The 25,807-nt window shown below is 74.5% G+C and carries 24 protein-coding genes; 13 read left to right on the top strand and 11 right to left on the bottom strand.

Annotated elements, in window-relative coordinates:
• The first annotated feature begins 68 nt into the window (after window positions 1-68).
• Window positions 69-560, top strand: a complete 492-nt coding sequence (locus PUR56_RS31125) for a MarR family transcriptional regulator (RefSeq protein ID WP_329951424.1) — start codon at window positions 69-71, stop codon at window positions 558-560.
• 43 nt (window positions 561-603) lie between these two features.
• Here the strand turns inward: PUR56_RS31125 and PUR56_RS31120 are convergent, their stop codons facing one another.
• From PUR56_RS31120 to proC, 3 genes are all read right to left on the bottom strand, one after another.
• Entirely contained in the window at window positions 604-1,809 is a 1,206-nt protein-coding gene (locus PUR56_RS31120) for an MFS transporter (protein WP_329951423.1), read from the bottom strand.
• 102 nt (window positions 1,810-1,911) lie between these two features.
• On the bottom strand, window positions 1,912-2,562 hold the full coding sequence (locus tag PUR56_RS31115) for an HAD family hydrolase (RefSeq protein WP_329951422.1): 651 nt from the start codon (window positions 2,560-2,562) through the stop codon (window positions 1,912-1,914).
• Window positions 2,563-2,592: 30 nt separating this feature from the next.
• Window positions 2,593-3,420 (bottom strand): pyrroline-5-carboxylate reductase, encoded by an 828-nt coding sequence (gene proC, locus PUR56_RS31110; RefSeq protein ID WP_329885545.1) that lies wholly within the window; start codon window positions 3,418-3,420, stop codon window positions 2,593-2,595.
• 185 nt (window positions 3,421-3,605) lie between these two features.
• Here proC and PUR56_RS31105 point away from each other — a divergent pair, with 185 nt between their 5' ends.
• Entirely contained in the window at window positions 3,606-4,055 is a 450-nt protein-coding gene (locus PUR56_RS31105; RefSeq protein WP_329951421.1) for a hypothetical protein, read from the top strand.
• 183 nt (window positions 4,056-4,238) lie between these two features.
• On the top strand, window positions 4,239-5,594 hold the full coding sequence (locus tag PUR56_RS31100) for an SCO2583/SCO2584 N-terminal domain-containing protein (RefSeq protein WP_329951420.1): 1,356 nt from the start codon (window positions 4,239-4,241) through the stop codon (window positions 5,592-5,594).
• A gap of 16 nt (window positions 5,595-5,610) precedes the next feature.
• Here PUR56_RS31100 and PUR56_RS31095 read toward each other — a convergent pair whose 3' ends face one another.
• The 6 genes from PUR56_RS31095 to PUR56_RS31070 all read right to left on the bottom strand — a co-directional run bounded on the left by PUR56_RS31095 (window position 5,611) and on the right by PUR56_RS31070 (window position 12,846).
• Window positions 5,611-6,156: a hypothetical protein gene (locus tag PUR56_RS31095; protein WP_329951419.1), complete on the bottom strand. Its 546-nt coding sequence runs from the start codon at window positions 6,154-6,156 to the stop codon at window positions 5,611-5,613.
• 82 nt (window positions 6,157-6,238) lie between these two features.
• Complete coding sequence (ilvD, locus tag PUR56_RS31090) at window positions 6,239-8,083, bottom strand: dihydroxy-acid dehydratase (RefSeq protein ID WP_329885549.1); 1,845 nt, start codon at window positions 8,081-8,083, stop codon at window positions 6,239-6,241.
• A gap of 226 nt (window positions 8,084-8,309) precedes the next feature.
• Window positions 8,310-9,077: a class I SAM-dependent methyltransferase gene (locus PUR56_RS31085; protein WP_329951418.1), complete on the bottom strand. Its 768-nt coding sequence runs from the start codon at window positions 9,075-9,077 to the stop codon at window positions 8,310-8,312.
• 30 nt (window positions 9,078-9,107) lie between these two features.
• Complete coding sequence (locus tag PUR56_RS31080) at window positions 9,108-9,935, bottom strand: sugar phosphate isomerase/epimerase family protein (RefSeq protein ID WP_329951437.1); 828 nt, start codon at window positions 9,933-9,935, stop codon at window positions 9,108-9,110.
• 914 nt (window positions 9,936-10,849) lie between these two features.
• On the bottom strand, window positions 10,850-11,812 hold the full coding sequence (locus tag PUR56_RS31075; RefSeq protein ID WP_329951417.1) for a Ppx/GppA phosphatase family protein: 963 nt from the start codon (window positions 11,810-11,812) through the stop codon (window positions 10,850-10,852).
• Window positions 11,813-11,934: 122 nt separating this feature from the next.
• Window positions 11,935-12,846: a glycerophosphodiester phosphodiesterase gene (locus PUR56_RS31070; protein WP_329951416.1), complete on the bottom strand. Its 912-nt coding sequence runs from the start codon at window positions 12,844-12,846 to the stop codon at window positions 11,935-11,937.
• Window positions 12,847-13,157: 311 nt separating this feature from the next.
• On the opposite strand from PUR56_RS31070, the gene PUR56_RS31065 reads away from it, so the two are divergent.
• The gene (locus tag PUR56_RS31065; RefSeq protein ID WP_329951415.1) at window positions 13,158-14,081 is read left to right on the top strand and encodes a hypothetical protein; all 924 of its coding nucleotides are present in this window, start codon (window positions 13,158-13,160) and stop codon (window positions 14,079-14,081) included.
• Window positions 14,082-14,173: 92 nt separating this feature from the next.
• On the opposite strand, the gene PUR56_RS31060 is transcribed toward PUR56_RS31065, so the two are convergent.
• Entirely contained in the window at window positions 14,174-15,343 is a 1,170-nt protein-coding gene (locus PUR56_RS31060; RefSeq protein ID WP_329885554.1) for an NADH-quinone oxidoreductase subunit D, read from the bottom strand.
• The gene (locus tag PUR56_RS31055; RefSeq protein ID WP_329885555.1) at window positions 15,340-16,398 is read right to left on the bottom strand and encodes an SAM-dependent methyltransferase; all 1,059 of its coding nucleotides are present in this window, start codon (window positions 16,396-16,398) and stop codon (window positions 15,340-15,342) included. Before PUR56_RS31055 ends, PUR56_RS31060 begins: the two co-directional genes overlap by 4 nt.
• 139 nt (window positions 16,399-16,537) lie before the next feature.
• Between PUR56_RS31055 and PUR56_RS31050 the strand changes: the two genes are divergently transcribed.
• From PUR56_RS31050 to PUR56_RS31010, 9 genes are all read left to right on the top strand, one after another.
• On the top strand, window positions 16,538-17,770 hold the full coding sequence (locus tag PUR56_RS31050; protein ID WP_329951414.1) for a sensor histidine kinase: 1,233 nt from the start codon (window positions 16,538-16,540) through the stop codon (window positions 17,768-17,770).
• A gap of 53 nt (window positions 17,771-17,823) precedes the next feature.
• Window positions 17,824-18,513: a response regulator transcription factor gene (locus PUR56_RS31045; protein WP_329885557.1), complete on the top strand. Its 690-nt coding sequence runs from the start codon at window positions 17,824-17,826 to the stop codon at window positions 18,511-18,513.
• 216 nt (window positions 18,514-18,729) lie between these two features.
• Window positions 18,730-19,695, top strand: coding sequence for a Rossmann-like and DUF2520 domain-containing protein (locus PUR56_RS31040; protein ID WP_380359974.1), 966 nt, complete (start codon window positions 18,730-18,732; stop codon window positions 19,693-19,695).
• Entirely contained in the window at window positions 19,695-20,600 is a 906-nt protein-coding gene (gene panC / locus PUR56_RS31035) for a pantoate--beta-alanine ligase (RefSeq protein ID WP_329885558.1), read from the top strand. The genes PUR56_RS31040 and panC overlap by 1 nt, the downstream gene beginning before the upstream one ends.
• Before the next feature lie 103 nt (window positions 20,601-20,703).
• Window positions 20,704-21,177, top strand: coding sequence for an aspartate 1-decarboxylase (gene panD / locus PUR56_RS31030; protein WP_329885559.1), 474 nt, complete (start codon window positions 20,704-20,706; stop codon window positions 21,175-21,177).
• 16 nt (window positions 21,178-21,193) lie between these two features.
• A complete protein-coding gene (locus tag PUR56_RS31025) occupies window positions 21,194-22,867 on the top strand; it encodes an L-aspartate oxidase (RefSeq protein ID WP_329885560.1) in 1,674 nt (557 codons plus the stop codon).
• 4 nt (window positions 22,868-22,871) lie between these two features.
• Window positions 22,872-23,843, top strand: a complete 972-nt coding sequence (nadC, locus tag PUR56_RS31020; RefSeq protein ID WP_329885561.1) for a carboxylating nicotinate-nucleotide diphosphorylase — start codon at window positions 22,872-22,874, stop codon at window positions 23,841-23,843.
• A gap of 129 nt (window positions 23,844-23,972) precedes the next feature.
• Entirely contained in the window at window positions 23,973-24,758 is a 786-nt protein-coding gene (locus PUR56_RS31015) for a type III pantothenate kinase (protein ID WP_329885562.1), read from the top strand.
• Between the two features lie 134 nt (window positions 24,759-24,892).
• Complete coding sequence (locus PUR56_RS31010) at window positions 24,893-25,663, top strand: hypothetical protein (RefSeq protein ID WP_329951413.1); 771 nt, start codon at window positions 24,893-24,895, stop codon at window positions 25,661-25,663.
• Window positions 25,664-25,807: the final 144 nt, after the last annotated feature.

Raw genomic sequence — 25,807 nt, 5'->3', positions numbered from 1 at the left:
TGCGGTCCGCATCCACTCGGACGTTTTATCTCACGAGCTAAGTAACTTAGATACTAAGGAGATACCCCGTGGAGGGCAAGCCGCGCCCGCAGGCGACGGCCGAGCAGGCGCTCTATGCGATGGACCGGATGATCGCGCTCGCGCAGTTCGGCCAGCAGGACATCGCCTCGCGGCTCGGGCTCAACGTCACCGACCTCACCTGTCTGGGCTTCGTCATGGAGGCCGCCCTGGCCGGCGAGTCGCTGGCGGCCGGCGACCTCGCCGAACGCGCGCAGCTGACCACCGGCGCGGTGACCGGGGTGCTCAACCGGCTGGAGAGGGCCGGGTACGCCCGGCGCGAGGCGGACCCGGGCGACCGACGCCGGGTCCGGGTGGTGCTGGACAGCAGCGCGCAGGCCCGCATCCTGGAGGTCTACGGACCGTTCTACGAGCGGATCAACCGCCTCTTCGCCGACTACACCGCGGACGAGGTCGCGGTGCTCGCCGACTGGTTCACCCGCGCGAAGGGGCTGCTGCGCGAGTCGCTCGACGAGGTCCGCGAGGGCGGGGACCGGCGCTAGGCCCGCCACGCGGCCGGTGACGGGCGCGGCCGCGCGGAACGGCCTAGACGCGGACCGCGACCGCGTCGGGGGCCACCGGGGCCGGGGCGAAGCGGTCGGCGAGCGGCAGCACGGCGAGCACCAGCAGCATCGGCGCGAGCAGCGCCCAGCGGTACGAGCTCGCGTCCGCCAGCGCCCCGACCAGCGGCGAACCGACCAGGAAGCCCACGTAGTTGAAGAGGTTGAGACGGGCCACCGCGGCGTCCGAGTCGGCCGGGAAGAGCCGCCCGCCGGCCGCGAAGACCTGCGGGATGATCGCGCAGATCCCCAGACCGAGCACGGTGAACCCGGCGATCCCGACCCGGGCGCCGGGTGCGACGGCGGCCAGCGCGAACCCGAGCGCGGCCAGCACCGCGCCGGACCGGACCACCGGGACGGCGCCCCAGCGCTGCACCGCGCGGTCGCCCAGCGCCCGGCCGAACAGCATCGCGACCATGTAGCCGAGGTAGGAGAGCTTGGCCACGTCCTCCGGGCTGCCCAGGCCGTCGGTCAGGTACTTGACGCTGTAGTTGGAGACCGAGGCGTCGGCGATGTACGCGAAGGCCATCGCCAGGCAGAGCGGCAGCAGCGGGCGCCACGGAACGGCCCGGGCGGCGGCCTCGGCGGCCTCGCGGACGGCGTCGCCGAGTTCGGCCGGCCCGGCGAGGCGGGTGCCGGCCAGCACCGCGAGCGGGGCGATCACCCCGGCCGCCGTGCCGAACAGCACCGGCAGGCCGAGGCCGGCGTGCGCACCGAGGCCGGCGACGGCGGCGCCGAGGATCCCGCCGAGGCTGAACGCCGCGTGGAAGCCGAGCATGACCGACCGGCCGTAGCGGTGCTGGAGGCCGACCCCGAGCATGTTCATACTCGCGTCCAGCGCCCCGACCAGCAGGCCGAACGCGCCCAGCGCGAGGGCGAGTTGCCAGAGCGTGTCGCCGAACCCGGCGGCGGCCAGGGTGACGCAGACGGCCGGCTGGACGACCCGCAGCACGGCCCGCGCCCCGGTCCGCCGGACCAGCCGCTCGGAGGCGATCGAGCCCACCCCGGCCAACACCGGCACCGCGGCCAGGAAGACCGGCAGCAGCGCGTCGCTCAGCCCGTACCGGTCCTGGAGTTCCGGGATGCAGGTGACCAGCAGGGCGAAGGTGACGCCCTGGAGCAGGAAGCCCGCCGCCAGCGCGGCGCGGCCGGCCCGGAGCCGCGGCGTGACCGCGGCACTCTCGGAACGCACATCAACCTCGCTACCGGCCGGTACGACAGTGGTGGCGAGAGCGTAGGCCGTGACGGGCGATCGCGGGAGGGGTCGCGCAGCGGTTCCGGGACACGGGCCGCATCAGAGCAGGCCGGGGACCTCCGTCAGGTCGGCGATCAGACCGGTGGCACCGGCGGCGAGCAGCTTCGCCGGGTCGGTGAGCGCGGTGTAGCCGTACACGTCCATGCCGGCGGCGCGGGCGGCCAGCACTCCGTTGGGGCTGTCCTCCAGGACCAGGCAGGCGGCCGGGTCGACGCCGAGGGTGCGGGCGGCGTGCAGGAACAGGTCGGGCGCGGGCTTGCCGACCCCGACGTCCTGGGCACTGAAGATCCGCTCCTCGGGGAACTCCCCGCGCAGGCCGGTGACGTCCAGCGCGGTGCGGATCCAGGAGTGGTGCGCGGAGGAGGCCAGGCAGTACGGCACGGAGCGCTGCCGAAGCTCCTTCAGCAGCGTCTCCGCGCCCCGCACGGCCACGAGTTCGGTGCCGAAGGCGTCGAACACCCGGCCGTGGAACAGCTCGTCGAAGCCGTCCGGGAGCCGCGCACCGTCGTGGCGCTCGGCGATCACGTCGTGCACCCGGTGGGCGGCGGTGCCCATGAAGTCCCGGTAGGAGTCCTCGATCGTGGTCGGGTAACCGAGCTCGGTCAGGTACTCGGCCAGCAGCCGGTTGGACACCGGCTCACTGTCCACCAGGACGCCGTCGTTGTCGAAGATCACCAGTTCGTAGGCCACGCGTTCGAGCGTACCGGGCCCGCCCGGCGGCTACTTGCCGCCGGAGGCCAGCTCCCGGGAGCGGTCCCGGGCCGCCTCCAGGGCGCCCAGCAGGGCCGCCCGCACCCCGTGGTTCTCCAGCTCGCGGATGGCCGCGATGGTCGTGCCGGCCGGCGAGGTGACCGCCTCGCGCAGCTTCACCGGGTGTTCGCCGGAGTCCCGCAGCATGATCGAGGCGCCGATCGCCGACTGCACGATCAGGTCGTGCGCCACCTGGCGCGGCAGCCCGAGCAGGATGCCCGCGTCGGTCATCGCCTCGACCAGGAAGTAGAAGTACGCCGGACCCGAACCGGAGAGCGCGGTCGCCGCGTCCTGCTGGGCCTCGGGCAGCCGCAGCGCCTTGCCGACCGACCGGAAGATCTCCTCGGCCCGCACCAGGTGCGCCTCGGTGGCGTGCGAGCCGCCGGAGATGACGCTCATCCCCTCGTCCACCAGGACCGGGGTGTTGGGCATCACGCGGACCACCGGGGTACCGGCCGCCAGTCGTGCCTCGAACCACTCGGTGGGGATGCCGGCCGCCGCCGAGATCACCAGCCGGTCCGGTCCGACGTGCGGCGCCAGCTCGTCCAGCAGGGTGCCCATGTCCTGCGGCTTCACCGCCAGGATCAGGGTGTCGGCGAGCTTGGCGGCCTCGGTGTTGCCCACCACGCCGACCCCGTACCGGGCGGCCAGCTCCTCGGCCCGCTCCGGACGGCGGGCGGTCACCAGGACGTCCGCCGGGTCCTTCCCGGCCCGCAGCAGGCCGGAGAGCAGCGCCTCACCGATCTTGCCCGTGCCGAGGAAGGCGATCTTCTGTCCGTGCTCCGTGTTGCCGGCCATGGCCACTCCTTGCTTCCGGTACCGCGGCCATCCTCGCACCGCGTACGCGCCGGCGGCGGGACCGTCCACCCTGCGGAAGGCACGGGTCCGGGGTCCGCGGGCGCCGGGCCCGGGGGCACCCCCTAGGGCGAAACTCCGGGTTCTCCCCTATGGCCCGGCGCTGGGCCCGGGCGCACCGTGGAGGTATGGCACACGGAGAGATGTCCCGACGTGAGAACCGGCAGGTCGCCGTCGCCGCGGCGACAGTGGGCCCGTGGCGGACCGCCGCGGGAGTCGGTGCGGTGGTGGGGGCGACGGCCCTGGGGATCGACGCGATCTCCGGGGACTGGTCGCTGAGCATGCTGGCCGACCCGGCCGGCTGGGGCCTGTTCTTCTTCTTCCTGGTCGGTGCGGTCGGCGGCCAGCTGCGCCGCGACACCACCGACCGGCGGCTGGCCCGGTGGGCGGCCGAGCACCCGTGGCAGTCGGCGCTGCCGGCGGCCGGCGGGCTGCTCCTGCTGAACACGCTGGCGCAGCTGTTCCTCGGCGACGCGGGCGTGTTCGAGGCCTTCTTCCTCTCGCTGCTGCCGGCCGGCCTGCTGCTGGCCGTCGCGGGCGTGGTCGGCTCGGTGAAGCGGGCCCGCGGCAAGGGCTGAGCGGGGGCGGCGGACGCGGGGCCGGAGGACGCGGGGCGGCGGCGCGGGGGCGGCCCGAACGGACGACGGGGCCGGTCCGGACGGGCGACGGGGCCGGTCCGGTCCCCGGACGGCGCACTCCGGTTCACCGGCCGGGGTGCCCCCGATCGGACGAACGTCACACCCCGTCGACATACTGGCGCGATGCCGATCGCCGAAGATCCAGAACCGCGCCCGCACGAGGGCCGGGACCAGGACGGGACCACCCCGTCCGGGGCGGACGGGAAGGACCCGTTCGCCGACCTCGTCCTCGACGAGGAGTTTGTCAAGGGTGCCTCCGTGAAGGAGCAGACGGGCCGCACCCGGATGCTCGCCGCCCAGTGGAAACACACCCCGCCGGTCGACCCCGGCGGCCGCCGCTCCGTGAACGACGGCCCCCGGGCCCGGAAGCGGTTCGGCCGCGGTCCGCGGCCGGCCGACGCCTGGGGCCGTCCCCGACCGCGCCGTCGGCCGGAGTGGCGGGCGCCGATGTTCGTGGTGCTCGCCGTCGCCCTGGCGCTCGCCGCGCTGAACGTCGACGGCCTGCGGTCCTGGTACTCGACCCGCTTCGGCTCCGACGGGACCGCCGCCTCGTCCGTGCCCACCGCCGTCCCGACCGTCGCACCGGAGACGGCCCGGCCGACCGGCGCGCCCTCCCCCGTCGCCGAGCAGCGCCCGACCGTCGACCACCCGTGGGCCGGCTCCCCCGCCGAGGGCTGGCCGACCGACATCACGGTGTTCGAGCCCAAGGAGACCCCGCCGGCCATCGGGGTGTTCGACGCCGCGCAGGTCGCCGCCCAGGTCAAGCTGGTCAAGGACTACCTGGCGGCGGCCAACCTGGACCCGAAGGTGATCGCCGGCGCCCGCCCGGAGGCGGCACTGGCCCTCCTGGACCGGGAGGAGCGCGACGCGGCCGACGCCGCGCTGACCAGGCCCTCCGTGGACACGGACCCGACGCACTGGTTCAGCCGCTTCGACCCGGCCGAGGCCGTACCGGTCGGCGACACCGTGAAGCTCCAGGGCCTGATCACGGTCGAGGGCGACGGCGCCAAGGGGGTGCTGGTGCGCGCCGACTTCACCTACGTCTACGCGCTGCGCCCCGGTCCGGAGGCCGCCCGGCGGGCCGCCTCGCCCCCGCCGAAGCCGGCCACCCCGCGCCCGACGGCCCCGCCCGCGACGGGCGGCGGCATGCCCAGGCCGGTGGGCTGGACGGTACCGGCCGCGGACGTCGCCGGGGACACCCGGACGACCCGCACCGTGGTCCGCAAGGTGGACACCTTCCGCTTCCACGACCCGGCGCGGTACCGGGTGGACCCGAAGAAGCTGACTCTCAGCAGCAGGACCGAGATCGGCAACAGCGCGTGCGACGTCTACGACGGCTACCTGCACCCGCAGTTCGACCAGTTCGCCGCCGCCACCGGACCCGAGCCCGCACCGAGCGGGACGTCGAGCGACCCGTACGACCGCAGCAAGGACCTGACGGAGGACGACGGCGAATGCGGGACGATCACCCGCAGCTGAACGGCCCCGCCGGCGGTCAGCGCCTGCGCCTGGCCCGGACCGGCCCCTTCGGGCCGGGCCGGCCGCCGCGCCCGGACCGGCGCCGCTCGTGGCGGGTCAGCGCCCGCTCGTAGTCGGCCCGGTGGACGGCCTCGCCGGGCGCCTCGACCAGACCGCGGGCGGCGTAGGCGAGCAGGGCCCCGACCCCGCCGATGATCCATACCACGCCGAGCGACTTCTCCTCGGCCATCCAGCCGGTCAGCCGGTCCTTGCCCTCGGTGAGCACCTTCCAGGTGCGCAGCGCGGAGAGCAGCGAGCAGATCGCCACGGCGGCGACCAGCAGGCCGTTGAGGAAGCCGCCGTTGTCGGACATCCGGATGCCGTCGACCGCGAGGCGCAGGACGAAGGCGGCGGCCGCGGCGGCGAGCAGCGCGCCGACCGGCACCAGGATCCGGCGGATCCGGTAGCCGCCGTCGTGGTCGACCCAGCTGGTGCCGAACCAGCGGATCGGCTCCGGTTCGGGGGCGCCTGCGGGCGTGCGGTCGCCGGCGGGCTGGGGGGCGGGGGCGGATTCCTCGGTCACACGGCCGATTATCACCCGGCGCCCCGGAACGGCGGAGGAGCCGTCCCCGTGGTGGGACGGCTCCTCGTGGTGCGCGGGGGTGTCAGCCGAGCTTGCTGACGTCCCGGACGGCGCCCTTGTCGGCGGAGGTGGCCATCGCGGCGTACGCGCGCAGGGCCTGGCTGACCTGGCGCTCCCGGTTCTTCGGCTTGTAGCCGCCCCCGGCCTCCAGCACCGCCCGGCGCTCCTCCAGGACCTCCGGGGAGACCTCCAGGGAGATCGTCCGGCCGGGGATGTCGATGGCGATGATGTCGCCGTTCTCGACCAGGGCGATCGTGCCGCCGGACGCGGCCTCCGGGGAGGCGTGGCCGATCGACAGGCCGGAGGTGCCGCCGGAGAAGCGTCCGTCGGTGACGAGCGCGCACGCCTTGCCGAGGCCCCGGCCCTTGAGGAACGAGGTCGGGTAGAGCATCTCCTGCATGCCCGGGCCGCCCTTGGGACCCTCGTAGCGGATGACGACGACGTCGCCCTCCTTGATCCGCTTGGCGAGGATCGCCTCGACCGCGTCGTCCTGGGACTCGACGACCACGGCCGGGCCGCTGAAGGTCCAGATCGACTCGTCGACGCCCGCGGTCTTCACGATGCAGCCGTCCTCGGCGAGGTTGCCGTACAGCACGGCGAGGCCGCCCTCGACGGAGTAGGCGTGCTCGACGCTGCGGATGCAGCCCCCGGCGGCGTCGGTGTCCAGGCTGTCCCAGCGCTCGGACTGCGAGAAGGCCTCGGCGGAGCGGACGCAGCCGGGCGCGGCGTGCCACAGCTCGACGGCCTCGGCGGACGGCGAGCCGCCGCGCACGTCCCAGGTCTTGAGCCACTCGGCGAGCGAGTCGGAGTGGACGGTGTGCACGTCCTCGTTGAGCAGCCCCGCCCGGTACAGCTCGCCGAGGATGGCCGGGATGCCGCCGGCCCGGTGGACGTCCTCCATGTAGTACGAGCCGTTGGGCGCGACCTTGGAGAGGCAGGGCACCCTGCGGGAGACGGCGTCGATGGCCAGCAGGTCGAAGTCCAGCTCGGCCTCCTGGGCGGCGGCGAGCAGGTGGAGGATGGTGTTGGTCGAACCGCCCATGGCGATGTCGAGGGCCATCGCGTTCTCGAAGGCGGCGCGGGTCGCGACGGCGCGCGGCAGGACGGAGGGGTCGTCCTGGCCGTAGTGCCGGTTGGTGATCTCGACGACGGTCCGCCCGGCGTTCTCGTAGAGGGCGCGGCGGGCGGTGTGGGTGGCGAGGACGGATCCGTTGCCGGGCAGCGAGAGGCCGATCGCCTCGGTGAGGCAGTTCATCGAGTTGGCGGTGAACATGCCCGAACAGGAGCCGCAGGTCGGGCAGGCGTTCTCCTCGATGATCGCGATGTCCTCGTCGGACACGTTCTCGTTGACCGCCTGGGAGATGGCGTCGACCAGGTCGAGCTTGCGCACGGTGCCGTCGACCAGGGTGGCCTTGCCGGCCTCCATCGGGCCGCCGGAGACGAAGACGGTCGGGATGTTCAGGCGCAGCGCGGCCATCAGCATGCCGGGGGTGATCTTGTCGCAGTTGGAGATGCAGATCAGCGCGTCGGCGCAGTGCGCGTTGACCATGTACTCGACCGAGTCGGCGATCAGGTCGCGGGAGGGCAGCGAGTAGAGCATGCCGCCGTGGCCCATCGCGATGCCGTCGTCCACCGCGATGGTGTTGAACTCGCGCGGGATGCCGCCCGCCTGCTTGATCGCCTCGGAGACGATCCGGCCGACCGGCTGCAGGTGGGTGTGCCCGGGGACGAACTCGGTGAAGGAGTTGGCGACCGCGATGATCGGCTTGCCGAAGTCCTCGCGGGCTACGCCGGCCGCCCGGAGAAGCGCCCGGGCGCCTGCCATGTTGCGACCGTGGGTGACCGTACGGGACCTCAGCTCGGGCACTGTGCTCCACTCCTTCGGAGGCTGACTCGCGGCCCCGCTCGGTATGGAGGGTGCGGGGCCACTGTGTCCGTCGAGCCTACGCCCGCCGTCCGGGCGGCGGACGGCGCGTCCGCGATGCGGTCAGGGCGGCGCGTGGACGGAGCGGGGACGGCGTGGGCGGAACCGGGTCGCGGTGGGGTCGCGGCGGGGCGGAGCGGGGGTGGTGGGCCGGGCACGGGCAGCCGGGTCAGCCCGGGGTGACCGCCACCGTCAGGTCCAGCACGTACGGCTCGACGACCCAGCCGTCCGGGAACTCGCCGAGCAGGGCCTCGCGCTCGACGGCCAGCAGCGGTGCACGCCGCTCCGGGGTGAGGGCGGCGAGGTAGGAGCGCGAGGTGAGGTCGGTGATCACGTGGTCGACGGTGACCCGGCGCTCCCAGCGCAGCCGGGCGGAGCCGGTCCGCAGGTCGTGGGGCGCGAGGTGACCGGCGATCTCGTTGACGGCGCCGTAGCCGTGGTAGCTCCGCAGCGCGGCGGCCAGCCGCTCGCCCATCGCGCGGATCCAGCCGACGCTGCTGTCCTTCACGTTCCACCAGGTGGCGAGGGCCCCGCCGGGCCGCAGCACCCGGATCGCCTCGGGGACCGACCGTGCGGGGTCGGTCCAGTGGAAGGCCTGCGCGTAGGTGACGAAGTCCGCCGAGCGGTCGTGGAAGGGCAGTTCGTCGCCGGTGCCCCTGACCAGCGGCAGACCGGGGCTGCCGGCCAGGAACCGGGCGGCCATGCCGTCATTGGGCTCGACGGCGACGACGTCCGCGCCGCGCCCGGCCAGCAGCCGGGTGGAGATGCCCGTGCCGGCCCCGACGTCCAGTACCCGGGCGCCCTTGAGGCTCCGGCCGGACAGCCGCTCCAGCTCGTCGAACAGCTCGTCCGGGTACGACGGCCGCGCCCGGTCGTACTCGGCCGCCACCCCGCCGAAGGACTCCGCGAGCTCCCTGAACTTCTGTCGATCCGTCATGACTCCCCCTGCACAAGTCCGTTCGTACGCTCAGCGTACGCGTGCGGAGGTGGCCAGGTGCAGGCGGGTGAACGCCAGCGCCTCGGCGAGATCGGCCTCCCGTTCGGCGGGCGACGCGGACCGCCGGGTGTTGACCTCCAGCACCACGTGACCGTCGAAACCGGTCCGGGCGAGGTGTTCGAGCAGCTCGGCGCAGGGCTGCTTGCCCCGGCCCGGGATCAGGTGCTCGTCCTTGCCGGAGCCGGAGCCGTCCGCGAGGTGGATGTGGGCGAGCCGGTCGCCCATCCGCTCGACCATCGCGAGCGCGTCGATCCGGGAGGTCGCGGCGTGCGACAGGTCGATGGTGAAGTGCCGGTAGTCCTCGTCGGTGACGTCCCAGCCGGGCGCGTACGCCAGCACCTCGCGGTCGCGGTACCGCCACGGGTACATGTTCTCGACGGCGAACCGGACGTCCGTCTCCCCCGCCATCCGGTCGATGCCCTCGACGAACTCCCGGGCGTACTGCCGCTGCCAGCGGAACGGCGGGTGGACGACGACCGCGCTCGCACCGAGCTTCTCGGCAGCCGCCCGGGCCCGGACCAGCTTGGTCCACGGGTCGGTGGTCCAGACCCGCTGGGTGATCAGCAGGCACGGCGCGTGCACGGCGAGGATCGGCACGCCGTGCACGTCGGAGAGCCGGCGCAGCGCCTCGATGTCCTGGCTGACCGGGTCGTTCCAGACCATCACCTCGACGCCGTCGTAGCCGAGCTTCGCGGCCAGTTCGAAGGCGATGGCGGTGTTGGCCGGATAGACCGAGGCGGTGGAGAGGGCGACCTTGGTGTCCGGGATGTGCAGGGCCGGGTGGGCGGGCAGGACCAGGCGGTCGGTGGTGCGGAGCAGCGGCGGGCGGGCGGCGGCCTGCCGGGCGGCCTTGACCGACTTCACCGACTGGACGGCGGCCTTGGCGGCGCCGGCGGCCCGGGCGGTGCGGGTGCCGCGGGCGGGCTGCGCCGGTGCGGCGGCTTCGGTGGCGGGGGCGCCCTTCGCGGCGCCCTTCGCGGCGCCCTTGGCCGCGGACCTCTCCGTCCGGGCCCTTCCGGCGCTGCGCCGGGCCGTCGGTTCGGCCTTCCGCCCGGCTTTCCGCCCGGTGTCCTCCCCGGCCGCCGGTTCGGTCGTCGGTTCGGTCGTCGGCTCGGTAGCCGGTTCGGCCTTCCGTCCGGCTTTCTGCCTGGCCGTCGACCTGGCCGCGGGTTTCGCCCCGAGCTTGGCCGCCCGCGCCGCGGGCGCCTCCGCGGCCTCCGGGCCGGGCCCGGCCGCGGGCTCGGCGGTCCGGCGGGCGGTGCGTCCGGCCGTCCGGCCCGCCGACTGCTTCGACGCCTTCCGGGCCGCCTTCTCGGCGACCCCGCCGGCGGCCTCCCTGGCCGCCCGGACGCCCTTCACCGCCTTGCCCAGCTTGCGGGAGCGCACGGGCGCGGTGTCCGGGTCGGCGGTGTCCGCGGACCGCGGCGCGTCCGGGTCCGGAGTCGTGTCCGAGGTCGTGCCCGCAGGGCCCGCGCCGGCGTTCGGAGCCGGGCCGGACGGGCGGCGGGCCCGGCGCGCGGCGTCCGGCCGCGGCTGCCCGTCCTCGGGAGCGCGGCCCTCCCGCGTACCGTCCTCGCCCGCTGGATGCGCCACGGGAGACAGCGTAAGCGTCCCGCGCCCGGAACGGGGAGCCGGTCGGAGGGCGCGCGGGCGGGCCACGCGCCGGGCCGTCCGGGCGGGGGAACCGGCAGTTCGGGGACGGGAACGGCCCGTCAGGGGGTGAGGACGGGCCGACGGCGGTCGGCGGAACCGTCCATGGCGTCCAGGCGGCGCAGGATGATCCCCTCGCGCAGCGCCCAGGGACAGACGTCCAGTTCGTCCAGACCGAACAGGTCCATCGCGGCGTCCGCGACCAGGGCGCCGGCCAGCAGCTGCTTGGCGCGGCCCTCGGAGACCCCCGGGATGTGTGCCCGCTCGGTGACGGTCATCGCGGAGAGCCGGGGCAGCCAGGCGGAGAGGTTGCTGCGGGTGAGCCGACGGTCCGTGTACGGGCCCGCGTCGGCCGGGGCGGCGCCGGTCATCCGGGCGAGCTGCTTGAAGGTCTTGGAGGTGGCGACGGCGTGGTCGGGGGTGCCGAGCCGGGAGATCTCGCCGACCACGGTCGCGATCTCGGCCCGGATGTGGCGTCTGAGCTCCCGCAGCTCCTCCGGGTCGGCGACGTCGCCGGGCAGCCAGCGGGCGGTCAGCCGGCCGGCGCCGAGCGGCAGCGAGCAGGCCACGTCCGGCTGCTCGTCGAGGCCGCAGGCGATCTCCAGCGAGCCCCCGCCGATGTCGAGGTTGAGCAGCCGGCCGGAGGACCAGCCGAACCAGCGCCGGACGGCGAGGAAGGTGAGCCGGGCCTCGTCCTGGCCGGAGAGCACCCGCAGTTCGACCCCGGTCTCCTGGGCGACCCTGCGCAGCACCTCCTCGCCGTTGACGGCCTCGCGGACGGCGGAGGTGGCGAACGGCAGTATGTCGACGACGCCCTTGTCCTCGGCGACCCGCAGCGAGGAGGCGACCATGCCGACCAGCTTGTCCACGCCGGGCTCGCTGATCGCGCCCTGCTCGTCGAGGAGTTCGGCGAGCCTCAGCTCGGCCTTGTGGGAGTAGGCGGGCACCGGAGCGGCGCCCGGATGGGCGTCCACCACGAGGAAGTGGACCGTGTTGGAACCTACGTCGAGAACACCGAGTCGCATAGCGCTCCACGCTACGCGATTCGGGGGCTGTGGAGACCGGCTGCGCCGGTATTCGTGCTGGTCCGACGAGTACGGTCGGAAGGGTGCGGGGGACGGGCCGGGACGGGTCGGCCGCGGGCCGATCAGCCGGTGTGTTCCGCCCGGTGGCCGGTACGCCAGCGGGTGTCGGCCCAGGCGCGGGCCCGGCCGGGGGCGTCCGTGATCAGCCCGTCGGCGCCCCGCCCGGCCGCCGACCGCCAGGCCTCCTCGTCGTCCAGGACCCAGACGTACACCTCGCGGCCGCTCCGGCGCTCGGCGGCGATCCGGTCGGCGGTGGCGAGCGTGCGGTCCAGGGCGATGCCGTGCAGCGGGAGGCCCGCCGGGTCGTCGGCGAGCCCTGCGCCCTGGATCAGTACCACCGGCAGCTCGGGCGCGACGGCGTGGGCCTGCCGCAGGTGCTCGGCGGAGAACGAGTACAGGTGGACCGGCGCCCCGCTGTCGGCCGCCAGCCGGGCGATCCGCTCGACGTCCTCGGCACGCTGCCACTTGATCTCCATCAGCAGGGTGACGCCGCCGCCGGAGAGCCGCCGGAGCAGCTCCTCCAGGGTCGGCACCGGCACGGCCGGGCCGGGTCCGGTGGTCACCCGCAGTCCCGCGAGCTGAGCGGCGGTCAGGTCCGCGACCGCGCCCTCGCCGTCGGTGGTGCGGTCCACCGCGGAGTCGTGCATGAGCACCGGCACGCCGTCCCGGGTGGTCCGGACGTCGGTCTCCAGCCAGTCGGCGCCCTGGCGGAGGGCCGCCTCGAAGGAGGCCATCGTGTTCTCGGGGGCGTCGAGCGGCGCGCCCCGGTGACCGATCACCAGGGGTGCGCCGCAGCCGGTCCGGGCGACGGCGGCCGGCTGGGCGACGGCGGCCGGCTGGGCCCGCAGGCCGGTGGCGGGCTCGGAGGTGCGGGCCGCCGTGGCGGCGCAACCGGGGACGGCGGCGGCGACCAGCGCGAGGGCGGGGAGGGCGGTGCGCAGGGCCGTCCTGGCGGGGCGGGGCGGGGTGGTCACGACTCGGGGCTCCAGTTGCTCTGCTGCTCCGTGGCTCTACTGCTCTACTGCTCTACTGCTCTACTGCTCTACTGCTCGCGGTCCGGTGGTCGCCGGCCGGCCGGCAGGGAGCCAGCATGCCGCACCGTGACGATGCGCCGACGCCACCCGGGCGACCGCACCCGCCCGCCACCGCACGGTCCGGTCGGCGCGGACGATCACCGGGTGACCGCGTCCGGGGATCCACCCGCCCGGTCACCGGCCGGTGACACCACCGTGGACGCCCCGGCCGCAGACGGTCCGGACCTCCGGGAAGGCTCTACCCTTGCCGGGTGGCAGCAGCAGAGACCTCCAAGAAGAAGACCAAGCCCAAGGCCGGCGGTCCGACGACCGTCGACCTCGCGATGCCGACCCTCCGCTCCGACCTCGGCTCCGAGCCCGGTGCCGGGCCCGGCGACCGGCTCCGCCCCGAGGTCGCGCTGGACTTCCCGCGCGCCTGGGTCGAGTTCTCCGACCCGGACGACGAGGAGCAGGTCTTCCGCTGCGACCTGACCTGGCTGACGTCGCGCTGGTCGTGCATCTTCGGCAAGGGCTGCCACGGGATCCGCGAGGGCCGCGGCGAGTCCGACGGCTGCTGCACCCTGGGCGCGCACTACTCGGACAAGGACGACGAGAAGCGCGTCGCCGGCCACGCGACCCGGCTGACCCCGGAGATCTGGGAGAACTTCGAGCACGGCACCGACGCCAAGGGCCGGATCAGGCTCGACGGCGGCATCACCATGTTCGACGAGGACGGCGACCGGCAGACCCGCCGGATCAACGGCGCCTGCCTCTTCCTCAACAGCCCCGGGTTCCCCGGCGGCGCCGGCTGCGCGCTGCACACCCTGGCGCTCAAGGAGGGCCTCGAACCGCTGGAGACCAAGCCGGACGTCTGCTGGCAGCTGCCGGTCCGCCGCACCTACGACTGGATCGACCGCCCGGACGACACCCGCTACCTCCAGGTCACCATCGGCGAGTACGACCGGCGCGGCTGGGGTCCGGGCGGCCACGACCTGCACTGGTGGTGCACCGGCAGCCCGGAGGCGCACCAGGGGTCCGACCCGGTGTTCGTCAGCTACCGCCCCGAGCTCACCGAGCTGATGGGCAAGGCCGCGTACGAGGTGCTGGCCGGCCTCTGCGAGCAGCGGATCGCGACCAAGGGCGACCGCAAGGTGGCCCCGCACCCGGCCGACCCGGTGAAGAAGGCGAAGAAGTAGCACCCCGGGAGCCCCCGGCCGCAGCCCCGGGACGGCCGTCCGCGCGGGCCGACGCCGGGTGCTCCCGGGCGGGTGCTCGCCTGCGGGGACCGTTACTTGTCGATGTCCCCGACCACGAAGAACATCGACCCCAGGATCGCCACCATGTCGGCGACCAGCGTGCCGGGCAGCAGCTCCGTCAGCGCCTGGATGTTGTTGAACGAGGCCGAGCGCAGCTTCATCCGCCACGGCGTCTTGTCGCCGCGCGAGACGAGGTAGTAGCCGTTGACCCCGAGCGGGTTCTCCGTCCAGGCGTAGGTGCTGCCCTCGGGGGCCTTGAGCACCTTGGGCAGCCGCAGGTTGACCGGGCCGGGCGGCAGCTGCGCCAGCTTGTCGAGGCAGGCGTCGGCGAGGGCCAGCGCGTTGACGGTCTGCTCCAGCAGGCACTCGAAGCGGGCCAGGCAGTCGCCCTCCTCGCGGGTGACCACGGTCAGGACCTGCCGCAGCTCCTCGGAGCCGTAGGCGAGGTAGGGCTCGTCGCGGCGCAGGTCCAGATCGAGGCCGCTGGCCCGGGCGATCGGTCCGCTGACCCCGTACGCCTGGGCCTGGGCCCGGGTGAGCACGCCGACGCCGGCGGTCCGGGCGCGGAAGATCTCGTTGCCCAGCACCAGGTCCTCGAAGACCGGCAGCTGGGAGCGGACGACGGCGACGGCGGTCCGGACCCGGCCGAGCCAGCCGGCCGGCAGGTCCTCCTTGAGCCCGCCGACCCGGTTGAACATGTAGTGCATGCGCCCGCCGGAGGCCTCCTCCAGCACGTGCTGGAGGTCCTCGCGGCCGGTGAAGGCGTGGAAGATCGGCGTGATGCCGCCGAGTTCCAGCGGGTAGGAGCCGAGGAACATCAGGTGGTTGAGGACGCGGTTGAGCTCGGCGAGCAGGGTGCGGATCCAGACCGCGCGCTCGGGCACCTCCATGCCGAGCATCCGCTCGACGCCGAGCACCACGCCCAGCTCGTTGGAGAAGGCGGAGAGCCAGTCGTGCCGGTTGGCCAGCATGATGATCTGCCGGTAGTCCCGGGCCTCGAAGAGCTTCTCCGCGCCGCGGTGCATGTAGCCGATGACCGGCTCGGCGGTGACGATGCGCTCGCCGTCCAGCACCAGCTTCAGGCGCAGCACGCCGTGGGTCGCCGGGTGCTGCGGGCCGATGTTGAGCACCATGTCGGTGGTGCCCGCCTCGCCCGTGAAGTTCTCGGCTCCCGCCCCGATGCCGACCGTGGTCTCCCTCATGGGGTCAGAGTCTGCCATCCCGGCAGCGGCCCCAGGCTCCGCGGTACCGGCATGCGGACGGTCTGCGAGAGCCAGCCGAACGCACCGAGGCCGCCGGGGTCGGTCAGCTCGGCGCCCTCGCCCGCGCCGCCGAGCGCCCGGAGGTAGGCGACCGGGTCGGTGGAGGCCAGGGCGAGCGGGGGCCGGGCCCCGCTGACGCCGAGTGCCCGGAGCGCGTCCCGCTGCGTCGTCCACAGGCTGTGGAGACCGGGCACGGCGGCGGCGTCCAGTGCGACGTGCGCGGTGACGTCGCAGGAGCCGTCCGGCACGGGGAGCACCTCGCGGCCGGCCCGGAAGCCGGTGCGGGTGGTCAGCGGCGGGCGGCGGCCGGCGGTGTGCGCGTAGTCGACGGCGACGGCCAGCCCGCGGTCCAGCCCGGCGACCGCGTGCGCCCAGGCCGCGTCCCGGGGGCCGCCGAACTCCACCACGTCCCCGGGGCGTTCCGCCGGCCACCAGCGGGCGGCCCAGGCCGCGTCCGCCGCGGAGACCGGGTCGCCGAGCCGCTCCCCGCCCGTCGCGGTCTCCACCTCGACGTAGCGCAGCACCCCGTCCTCGTCGGCCTCGCCGGTGTCCAGGGGGACGTTGTCGAGCCACTCGTTGGCGAACAGCAGACCGGTGACACCGCGTGGCACCCGGTCCGTCCAGACGACGTCCGCCCAGGCCCGCTCCGTCCACAGCCCTGTGGACGGAGGGGCGGCCGGACGGTCGGCGAGCTCCACCGCGTACGGCCGCAGCCGGTCACGGACCGCGTCCGGGCCGGTGTCCGGCAGCGCGGCGAGGACACCGGCGACCAGTTCGCCCCGCCCGGCCCCGACGTCCACGAAGGCCAGCTCCTCCGGACGGCCGAGGGCCGCGTCGACCTCCAGGAGCAGCCGGGCCACCGCCCCGGCGAACAGCGGCGAGGCGTGCACCGAGGTGCGGAAGTGCCCGGCGGGGCCCTCCGGCCTGCGGTAGAACCCTCCGTCGGGGTCGTACAGGGCGTGTTCCATCGCGGTCACCCACCGCATCCAGCTCATGCGCCGGGACGCTACACAACCGGTCCGTACCCTCCCGACCAGTACGGCATCGGCACTGCGGGCTCTCCGACCTAGGGAGTAGGAGGGATCGCCCTCCCGGCGGACCTGGACACGCTCCGCGACTGCCTACGCTTGAGTCGTGCATCGACTCAACGCCTGGCTCCGCCGTCACCCCATGGTGGTCGACTCCGCCTGGGCCGCGTTGGTGCTCTTCCTCGGCATCCTGCCGGAGAACGGGAGCGGCAACGACGGCTGGCGGTTCGGCGTCCACTTCGCCATCGCCCTCGTCCTGCCGATGCTGATGGTGATCCGCCGCCGCTGGCCGAACGCCACGGTGGCCGCCGCCACCGCGATCGGCCTGACCCAGGTGGCGCTCGACGTCAACCCGGCGGTCTCCAGCATCGCCTACCTGGTGTTCGCCTACACCGGCGCCGCCTTCGGGCGGCCCTGGACGTCCCGGACGGCCCTGACCGCCGGGCTGCTGGCCGGCCCGCTGGTGTTCTGGCAGCTGCACCCGATGAAGACCACGGTCGACGACCTCGGCGACGCCCACCACCAGTCCTACTCGATCCCCGAGTCGCTGTTCATCTCGGCGCTCATGACCACGCCGTTCGTCCTGTGCTGGGCGTGGGGCCGGCTCACCCGGGTCCGGCGCGCCTACCTGGTCGAGCTGGAGGACCGCGCGGCCCGGCTGGAGCGCGAACGCGACGCCCAGTCCAAGGTGGCGGTGGCGGCCGAGCGCGCCCGGATCGCCCGTGAGCTGCACGACGTGGTCGCGCACAACGTCTCGGTGATGATCGTGCAGGCCGACGGCGCCGCCTACGTGCTGGAGAACTCCCCGCAGCAGGCCAGGGAGGCGCTGGGGACGATCGCCTCCACCGGCCGCCAGGCCCTGGTCGAGATGCGCCGGCTGCTCGGCGTGCTGCGCACCTCCGACACCAACGCCGAGGAGTACGTGCCGCAGCCGGGTGTCGAGGAACTGCCCGACCTGCTGGACCAGTGCCGCACGGCCGGCCTCCAGGTGGACTTCGCCACCTCGGGATCGCCGCGCGAGCTGCCCCGCGGCGTGGAGCTGACCGTCTACCGGATCGTCCAGGAGGCGCTGACCAACGTCCGCAAGCACGGCGGTCCGGACGTGCACGCCCGGGTCGCGGTCGACTTCGGGGAGCGCGAGCTGGCCGTCCTGATCGAGGACGACGGCCGCGGCTCCACCGACGAGCAGCTGGCCTCCGGCGGTACCGACGGCCAGGGCCACGGCCTGATCGGCATGCGCGAGCGGGTCGGCATGGTCAGTGGCAGCCTCGACGTCGGGCCCCGCCCCGGCGGCGGGTTCCGGATCCGCGCCGTCCTGCCGCTCAAGACGGCCCACTGACCCCGCCCGACGTCACCACCCCGTCGCCCCTCATCGAGGAACTAGGAGCCACCTTGACCATCCGCGTGATGCTGGTCGACGACCAGGAGCTGCTGCGCACCGGATTCCGGATGATCCTGCAGTCGCAGGGCGACATCGAGATCGTCTCCGAGGCCGGGGACGGCGTCCAGGCCCTGGACAAGCTCCGGCACACCTCGGTCGACGTGATCCTCATGGACGTCCGGATGCCGAGGCTGGACGGCGTGCAGGCCACCCGCAGGATCTGCCTGGCGGAGGACGGCAGCCCGCTGCCCGACGCCCCCCACGTGCTCATCCTCACCACCTTCGACCTCGACGAGTACGCCTTCGCCGCCCTCAAGGCCGGCGCCAGCGGCTTCCTGCTCAAGGACGTGCCGCCGACCGAGCTGGTGGCCGCGATCCGCGCGGTGCACGGCGGGGACGCGGTGGTCGCCCCGACCACCACCCGCCGCATGATCGACCGGTTCGCCGAGGTGCTGCCGACCCCGCAGAGCGGGCCCGGCCGGGACACCCTGGGGCCGCTCACCGAGCGCGAGCGCGAGGTGTTCCTGCTCGTCGCGCAGGGTCTCTCGAACGGGGAGATCGCCGCCCGGCTGGTCCTCTCGGAGGCCACCGTGAAGACCCACGTCGGCCGGATCCTGGCCAAGCTGGGCCTGCGGGACCGGGTGCAGGCGGTCGTCCTCGCGTACGAGGCGGGCCTGATCCGGGCCGGCGCCACGGACTGACCCGCCGGTCCCCGCGCTCCCGACCCGCTCCCCGGCCCGCCCCGGGGCCGTCCCCCCGACCGGCCGCCGGACCGCCCCGGGCCGCCCCCGACCCGCCCGGCCCGGCACGACCCTCCCGACCCGCCCCGACCGGGACCGCCCCGCGCCCGTAGAATGGGCCGGTACGTCCGGTACCCGAGGAGGACCGGAACGGAGAGTGAGGACCAGGGCCGAGCCGTGAGCACGTCCGACAGCGCCTACCCCGACGAATTCGCCGCGTTCCCACCCCTCGCCGACGGCTTCGGCGACCCGGCCGACCCCGGCAACCGGCCCGCCCGCCTGGCCGTCGGCGTGGTCGGCACCGGCCGGGTCGGCCCCGCCCTCGGCGCCGCCCTGCAGCTCGCCGGCCACCGGGTGGTCGCCGCGTCCGGGGTCTCGGCCGCCTCCCGGCGCCGCGCCGAGGCGCTGCTGCCCGGCGTGCGGATCGTCTCCCCGCCGCAGGTGCTGGCCGCCGCCGACCTCGTCCTGCTGACCGTCCCCGACGACGCGCTGGCCGACCTGGTGGCCGGCCTCGCCGCGACCGGCTCCGTCCGCCCCGGCCAGCTGCTGGTGCACACCTCGGGCGCGCACGGCGTGGCCGTGCTGGAGCAGGCCACCCGGGCCGGTGCGCTGCCGCTCGCGCTGCACCCCGCGATGACCTTCACCGGCACCTCGGTCGACCTGGCCCGGCTGGCCGGCTGCCCGTTCGGGGTGACCGCCCCCGAGGAGCTGCGCCCGGTCGCCGAGGCGCTGGTGGTCGAGATGGGCGGCGAGCCCGAGTGGGTGCCGGAGGACGTCCGCCCGCTCTACCACACGGCCCTCGCGCACGGCGCCAACCACCTGGTCACCCTGGTCGCGCAGGCGCTCGAACTGCTGCGCGCGGCCGGCGTCGCCGAGCCCGGCCGGATGCTCGGCCCACTGCTCGGCGCCGCGCTCGACAACTCCCTGCGCTCCGGCGACGCGGCCATCACCGGCCCGGTCGCCCGGGGCGACACCGGCACCGTGCGGCGCCACCTGGCGCAGCTCAGTACGGTGTCCCCGGACATCCCGGCCGCCTACCGGGCGATGGCCCGCGCCACCGCCCAGCGGGCACTCGCGCACGGGACGATCGACGAAGCGTCGGCGGCATCGCTGCTGGACGTACTGAACGAGGAGAACCAGTAATGGCACGCGGCAAGCAGCCGGGCAAGGTCCAGCGCGCCCCCAAGGTCCACCGGGCCGTGGTCACGCACACCGTCGACGACTTCGAGGCCGCGTTCTGGCCGGACGAGCAGCCGGTGGACAACGCGGTCGTGATGACCATGGGCGCCCTGCACGAGGGCCACGCCGCGCTGATCCGCGCCGCCCGCCGGCAGGTCGGCCGGGACGGCCGGGTCGCCGTCACGGTCTTCGTCAACCCGCTGCAGTTCGGCGCCGGCGAGGACCTGGAGCGCTACCCGCGCACCCTGGACGAGGACGTGAAGCTGGCCGAGGAGAGCGGCGCCGACGTGGTCTTCGCGCCGTCCGTCGACGAGGTCTACCCGAACGGCGAGCCCCAGGTGCGGGTGGCCGCCGGCCCGATGGGCGAGCGGTACGAGGGCGCCACCCGGCCCGGCCACTTCGACGGGATGCTGACCGTCGTCGCCAAGCTGCTGCACATCACCGACCCGGACTTCGCCTTCTTCGGCGAGAAGGACGCCCAGCAGCTGGCGATCGTCCGCCGGATGGTGGCCGACCTGGACTTCGACGTCGAGGTGGTCGGCGTGCCGACCGTCCGCGAGGAGGACGGCCTGGCGCTGTCCTCCCGCAACCGCTTCCTCTCCGCCGAGGAGCGCGCGCACGCGCTCGCCCTCTCCAGGGCGCTGTTCGCCGGGCGGGACGTCGCCGCCCAGGGCCCGAAGGCCGCGCGCGAGGCCGCCTCGGCCGCCCTCGAAGCCGCCGACGGCATCACCCTCGACTACCTCGCCCTGGTCGACCCGCTCTCCTTCACCGAGGCGCCGGACGACTTCCAGGGCGAGGCGGTGCTGGCCGTCGCCGCGACGGTGGGCGCGACCCGTCTGATCGACAACGTCCACGTCATCTGCCGCTGACGAACCCGCACGGCCCCGGCTCTGGGCGGATCGGCGACCATCGCGCAGAATCGTCCGGCAGCTGCACATCCCTCAGGCATGCACTCACAGGAGGCGTGACCACATGCTCCGCACCATGCTCAAGTCCAAGATCCACCGGGCCACCGTGACCCAGGCCGACCTGCACTACGTCGGCTCGGTCACGGTGGACGAGGACCTGCTCGACGCGGCCGACCTGCTCCCGGGCGAGCTGGTCCACATCGTCGACATCAACAACGGCGCCCGGCTGGAGACCTACACCATCGCCGGTCCGCGCGGCTCCGGCGTGATCGGCATCAACGGCGCCGCCGCCCGCCTGGTCCACCCCGGTGACCTGGTCATCCTCATCGCCTACGGGCAGATGGACACCGCCGAGGCCAAGGGCTACCTCCCCAAGGTCGTCTTCGTCGACGACCGCAACCGGGTCACCGGTCTGGGCGGCGATCCGGCCGAGGCCGCGGAGGGCACCGGGCTGGTCCGCGGTGACCGGGTGGCGGCCCCGACGGCGGTGGGGGGAGCGTACGGTGACGGCAACAGTGCGGCCCCGACCGCGCGCTGAAGGAGCCACTGAAGCCATGTCCGTCACGCACCGCCTCGCCGCCCCCGCACCCGGCTGGACCACCACGACCGACGTCGTGGTGGTCGGCTCCGGCGTGGCCGGGCTCACCGTCGCCCTCAACGTCCGCAAGGCCGGCCTGCGGGCCCTGGTGGTCACCAAGGCGATGCTGGACGACGGCTCCACCCGCTGGGCCCAGGGCGGCATAGCCGCCGCCCTCGGCGAGGGGGACACCCCCGAGCAGCACCTGGACGACACCCTGGTGGCCGGCGCCGGCCTCTGCGACGAGGACACCGTCCGCACCCTGGTCACCGAGGGCCCGGACGCGGTCCGCCGGCTGATCGCGGTCGGCGCCGCGTTCGACCGGGGCGAGGACGGCGAGATCCTGCTCACCCGCGAGGGCGGCCACCACCGGCGCCGGATCGCCCACGCGGGCGGTGACGCCACCGGAGCCGAGATATCGCGCGCCCTGGTCACCGCCGTACGGACCGACCCGGGCGTCGAGCTGATCGAGCACGCCCTCGTCCTCGACCTGCTCACCGACGCCGACGGCCACGCCGCCGGCCTCACCCTGCACGTGATGGGCGAGGGCCAGCGGGACGGCGTCGGCGCCGTCCGGGCCCGCGCGGTGGTGCTCGCCACCGGCGGCATGGGCCAGGTCTTCTCGGCCACCACCAACCCCGCGGTCTCCACCGGCGACGGCGTCGCACTCGCCCTGCGGGCCGGCGCCGAGGTCACCGACCTGGAGTTCGTCCAGTTCCACCCGACCGTGCTGTGGCTCGGCCCGGACGCCGAGGGCCAGCAGCCGCTGGTCTCCGAGGCGGTCCGCGGCGAGGGCGCCCACCTGGTCGACGGGACCGGCACCCGCTTCATGGTCGGGCAGCACGAACTGGCCGAGCTGGCCCCGCGCGACATCGTCGCCAAGGCCATCACCCGGCAGATGCAGCTCCACGGCGCCGACCACATGTACCTCGACGGGCGGCACTTCGGCGCCGAGATGTGGGAGCAGCGGTTCCCGACCATCCTGGCGTCCTGCCGGTCGCACGGCATCGACCCGGTCACCGAGCCGATCCCGGTCGCCCCGGCCGCGCACTACGCCTCCGGCGGCATCCGCACCGACGGGCACGGCCGGACCACCGTCCCCGGCCTGTACGCCTGCGGCGAGGTGGCGTGCACCGGGGTGCACGGCGCCAACCGGCTGGCCTCCAACTCGCTGCTGGAGGGCCTGGTCTTCGCCGAGGCGATCGCCGCCGACCTGGCCGCCCGGCACGCGGCCGGCGAGCTGTCCGAGCGGTCGGTGGACGTGGCCGCGGCCCGTGCCGCCCGCACTGTGCCGCTGCCCGCGCCCGAGGCCCGGGCCGAGATCCAGCGGCTGATGTCGCGCGGCGCGGGCGTGCTGCGCTCGGCCGCGTCGATGGCCGCCACCGCGGCCGGGCTGACCCGGCTGGCCGAGCAGGCGCTCACGCACGTCGCCGAGGAGAAGCCGGCCGACCCCCGGGTGGAGACCTGGGAGGCCGCCAACCTGCTCCTGGTCGCCAGCGCGCTGACCACCGCCGCCACCCAGCGGGCGGAGACCCGCGGCTGCCACTGGCGCGAGGACTTCCCGGACCGGGACGACGCGCGGTGGCGACGCCACCTGATCACCACCCTCACCGCCGAAGGCGACCTTGTCAGCACCCCCGAGGAGCAGTAACACCATGACCGACGCGACCCACACGCACGAGGAACTCCCGATGGCCGACGGCTGCGGCGACGGCTGCGCCTGCGGGGACGGCGAGGGCTACGAGACCGGCCTGGACCCGCAGCTCGCCGAGCTGCTGGAGGAGGCCGGCCTGGACCCGGTCGAGGTCGAGGACATCGCCACCCTCGCACTGGCCGAGGACCTGGCCGGCGGCGAGGACGTCACCTCGGTGGCCACCGTGCCGGCCGACGCCGTCGCGACCGCCGACTTCACCGCCCGCCAGGCCGGTGTGGTGGCCGGTCTGCGGATCGCCGAGGCCGTCGTCTCGCTGGTCTGCGAGGAGGAGTTCGAGGTCGAGCGGCACGTCCAGGACGGCGACCGGGTCGAGGCCGGCCAGGTGCTGCTCTCGGTCCGCTCCCGCACACGGGACCTGCTGACCGCCGAGCGCAGCGCGCTCAACCTGCTCTGCCACCTGTCCGGGATCGCGACCGCCACCCGGGCCTGGTCGGACGCCCTGGAGGGCACCGGCGCCGTGGTCCGCGACACCCGCAAGACCACCCCGGGCCTGCGGGCGCTGGAGAAGTTCGCGGTCCGCTGCGGCGGCGGTGCCAACCACCGGATGGCCCTCTCCGACGCGGCCCTCGTCAAGGACAACCACGTGGTCGCGGCCGGCGGCGTGGCCGAGGCCTTCCGCGCCGTCCGGGCCGCCTACCCCGACCTGCCGGTCGAGGTCGAGGTCGACACCCTGGAGCAGATCCCGCCGGTCCTGGACGCCGGGGCGGACCTGGTCCTGCTGGACAACTTCACCGTCCCGCAACTGACCGAGGCCGTCGCGCTGGTGGCCGGCCGGGCGAAGCTGGAGGCGTCCGGCGGACTGACCCTGGCCGGCGCGCGCGAGGTCGCGGAGACTGGTGTCGACTACCTGGCGGTGGGGGCGCTCACCCACTCCTCGCCGATCCTGGACATCGGCCTGGACCTGCGCGCCTGATCCGCCCGCTCGCGCCCTGCCCGCTCGTGATCCGCCCGCTCGTGATCCGCCCGCTCGGGATCTGAGCGCTCAGGATCTGCTCGGCACCTGATCCGCCCGTCCGCTGACCCTCGACGAAGAAAGCACCCCATGCTGCTCACCATCGACGTCGGCAACACCCAGACCACCCTCGGCCTGTTCAACGGCGAGGAAGTGGTCGAGACCTGGCGGATCTCCACCGATCCGCGCCGCACGGCCGACGAGCTGGCGGTGCTGCTGCACGGCCTGATGGGCTCGCACACCGCGATCGCGGACGCGACGGTCGAGGGCCTGGCGATCTGCTCCTCCGTCCCCTCCGTGCTCCACGAGTTCCGCGAGGTGACGCGCCGGTACTACGGCGACGTCCCCGCGGTGATCGTGGAGCCGGGGGTGAAGACGGGGGTGCACGTCCTGATGGACAACCCCAAGGAGGTCGGCGCCGACCGGATCGTCAACGCGCTGGCCGCCAACCACCTCTACGGCGGCCCGTGCATCGTGGTCGACTTCGGCACCGCCACCACCTTCGACGCGGTCAACGCCCGCGGCGACTACGTCGGCGGCGCGATCGCCCCCGGCATCGAGATCTCCGTCGAGGCGCTCGGCAACCGCGGCGCGCTGCTGCGCAAGATCGAGCTGACCCGGCCGCGCAACGTCATCGGCAAGAACACCGTCGAGGGCATGCAGTCCGGCATCCTCTACGGCTTCGCCGGCCAGGTCGACGGCCTGGTCGACCGGATGGCGCGCGAGCTCTCCAAGGACCCGGACGACGTCCAGGTGATCGCCACCGGCGGCCTGGCCCCGCTCGTCCTCGGCGAGGCCGGCTCGATCGACGTCCACGAGCCCTGGCTCACCCTCATCGGCCTCCGGCTGGTCTTCGAACGCAACCGCCCGGCCTGACCCGGCGTCCGTGGGCTCCCCCGCCGGGGAGCCCACGGGCACCGCGGGCCGTTCCGGGGGCCGGCACGGGCCAAACGTGGGGGATCGGCGCGACGCTACCGACAAATCGGATATTCCTCACGTAGTGTCAACCCATGCCTACGCCACACGGATCGCGCGGCGGCATGGCCTTCAGCGCCGACGAAGTCCGCGTGCTGCGCCGCGCCCTCGCCCAAGCCCTGCACCCCTCCGTCCCCGTCCACCTCCAGGGCCACGACCGGTCGCCGTTCACCGGCGCGGGCGCCGAGCTGTGGACGGAGGACGTCCAGGACGCGCTGCGCCTGACCGAGGCGATCGACGAGGCGGTCCAGGAGGGCGGCCGACTGCGCGCCTTCCTCCTCGCCGATCTCGGCCGCTACCGGGCGGCCCTGCCCGGCAGTGCCGGCGGCTACCTGGAACGGCTGGAGGAGGCGGTGACCGACGGGTACCTCCCCGGGCCGGAGGACCTCACCGCGCTCCGCGGGCTGACCCGCCAACCGTGCGGGCAGAACGAACGGTCCCGCCGCTCGCGGCTGGCCGGGCGCTGCCACGCGCTGGCGGAGGCCGCCGTCCGCGAACGGCTCGCCCTCACCACCGGCCAGCGCCACCTCGTCGCCGTACCGAGCCCCGCCGCACCCCCGAGCATTCTCCCCACCCCTGTTGGAGGACGGATCCCGATGAGCAGCACCGAGCCCGCCGCCGAGCAGCCCGCCGCCGCCCGCAAGGGCCCCCAGCCGAGCCCCCAGGGCCAGCAGGCGCCCCGGCCGCACCGGCTGCCCACCCCGGCCGAGCTGTTCGGCCGCCGTCCCAAGCCCCCGGCCCACCCGGACCACGCCGCGCCGCCGCCCGCGCCGGAGGACCTGGAACTCGCGACCGGCACCGGCTGACCGCCCGCCGCCCGGACACCGGGGGAGGCCGCTCCGGCGGCCTCCCCCGATCCATGTGTCGACAATGTCGCCGTTCCGTCAGGATCTCGCGGTCACGACTTCATAACCTTCACGAGACGTGCCGCCGGATCGATCCCGTCCTGT

The organism is Streptomyces sp. BE303 (assembly GCF_036290945.1).
GTDB lineage: Bacteria > Actinomycetota > Actinomycetes > Streptomycetales > Streptomycetaceae > Kitasatospora.
Note: the sequence above shows the minus strand (reverse complement) of the source record. Positions and strands in the feature narration are given on the sequence as shown.

Bases quoted from the DNA above. Each gene is read 5' to 3' on its own strand.
- proC (WP_329885545.1), bottom strand. From the start codon at position 3,420: ATGGCCGGCAACACGGAGCACGGACAGAAGATCGCCTTCCTCGGCACG.
- PUR56_RS31105 (WP_329951421.1), top strand. From the start codon at position 3,606: ATGGCACACGGAGAGATGTCCCGACGTGAGAACCGGCAGGTCGCCGTC.
- PUR56_RS31100 (WP_329951420.1), top strand. From the start codon at position 4,239: ATGCCGATCGCCGAAGATCCAGAACCGCGCCCGCACGAGGGCCGGGAC.
- PUR56_RS31085 (WP_329951418.1), bottom strand. From the start codon at position 9,077: ATGACGGATCGACAGAAGTTCAGGGAGCTCGCGGAGTCCTTCGGCGGG.
- PUR56_RS31075 (WP_329951417.1), bottom strand. From the start codon at position 11,812: ATGCGACTCGGTGTTCTCGACGTAGGTTCCAACACGGTCCACTTCCTC.
- PUR56_RS31060 (WP_329885554.1), bottom strand. From the start codon at position 15,343: ATGAGGGAGACCACGGTCGGCATCGGGGCGGGAGCCGAGAACTTCACG.
- PUR56_RS31055 (WP_329885555.1), bottom strand. From the start codon at position 16,398: ATGAGCTGGATGCGGTGGGTGACCGCGATGGAACACGCCCTGTACGAC.
- panC (WP_329885558.1), top strand. From the start codon at position 19,695: ATGGCACGCGGCAAGCAGCCGGGCAAGGTCCAGCGCGCCCCCAAGGTC.
- panD (WP_329885559.1), top strand. From the start codon at position 20,704: ATGCTCCGCACCATGCTCAAGTCCAAGATCCACCGGGCCACCGTGACC.
- PUR56_RS31025 (WP_329885560.1), top strand. From the start codon at position 21,194: ATGTCCGTCACGCACCGCCTCGCCGCCCCCGCACCCGGCTGGACCACC.
- nadC (WP_329885561.1), top strand. From the start codon at position 22,872: ATGACCGACGCGACCCACACGCACGAGGAACTCCCGATGGCCGACGGC.
- PUR56_RS31015 (WP_329885562.1), top strand. From the start codon at position 23,973: ATGCTGCTCACCATCGACGTCGGCAACACCCAGACCACCCTCGGCCTG.
- PUR56_RS31010 (WP_329951413.1), top strand. From the start codon at position 24,893: ATGCCTACGCCACACGGATCGCGCGGCGGCATGGCCTTCAGCGCCGAC.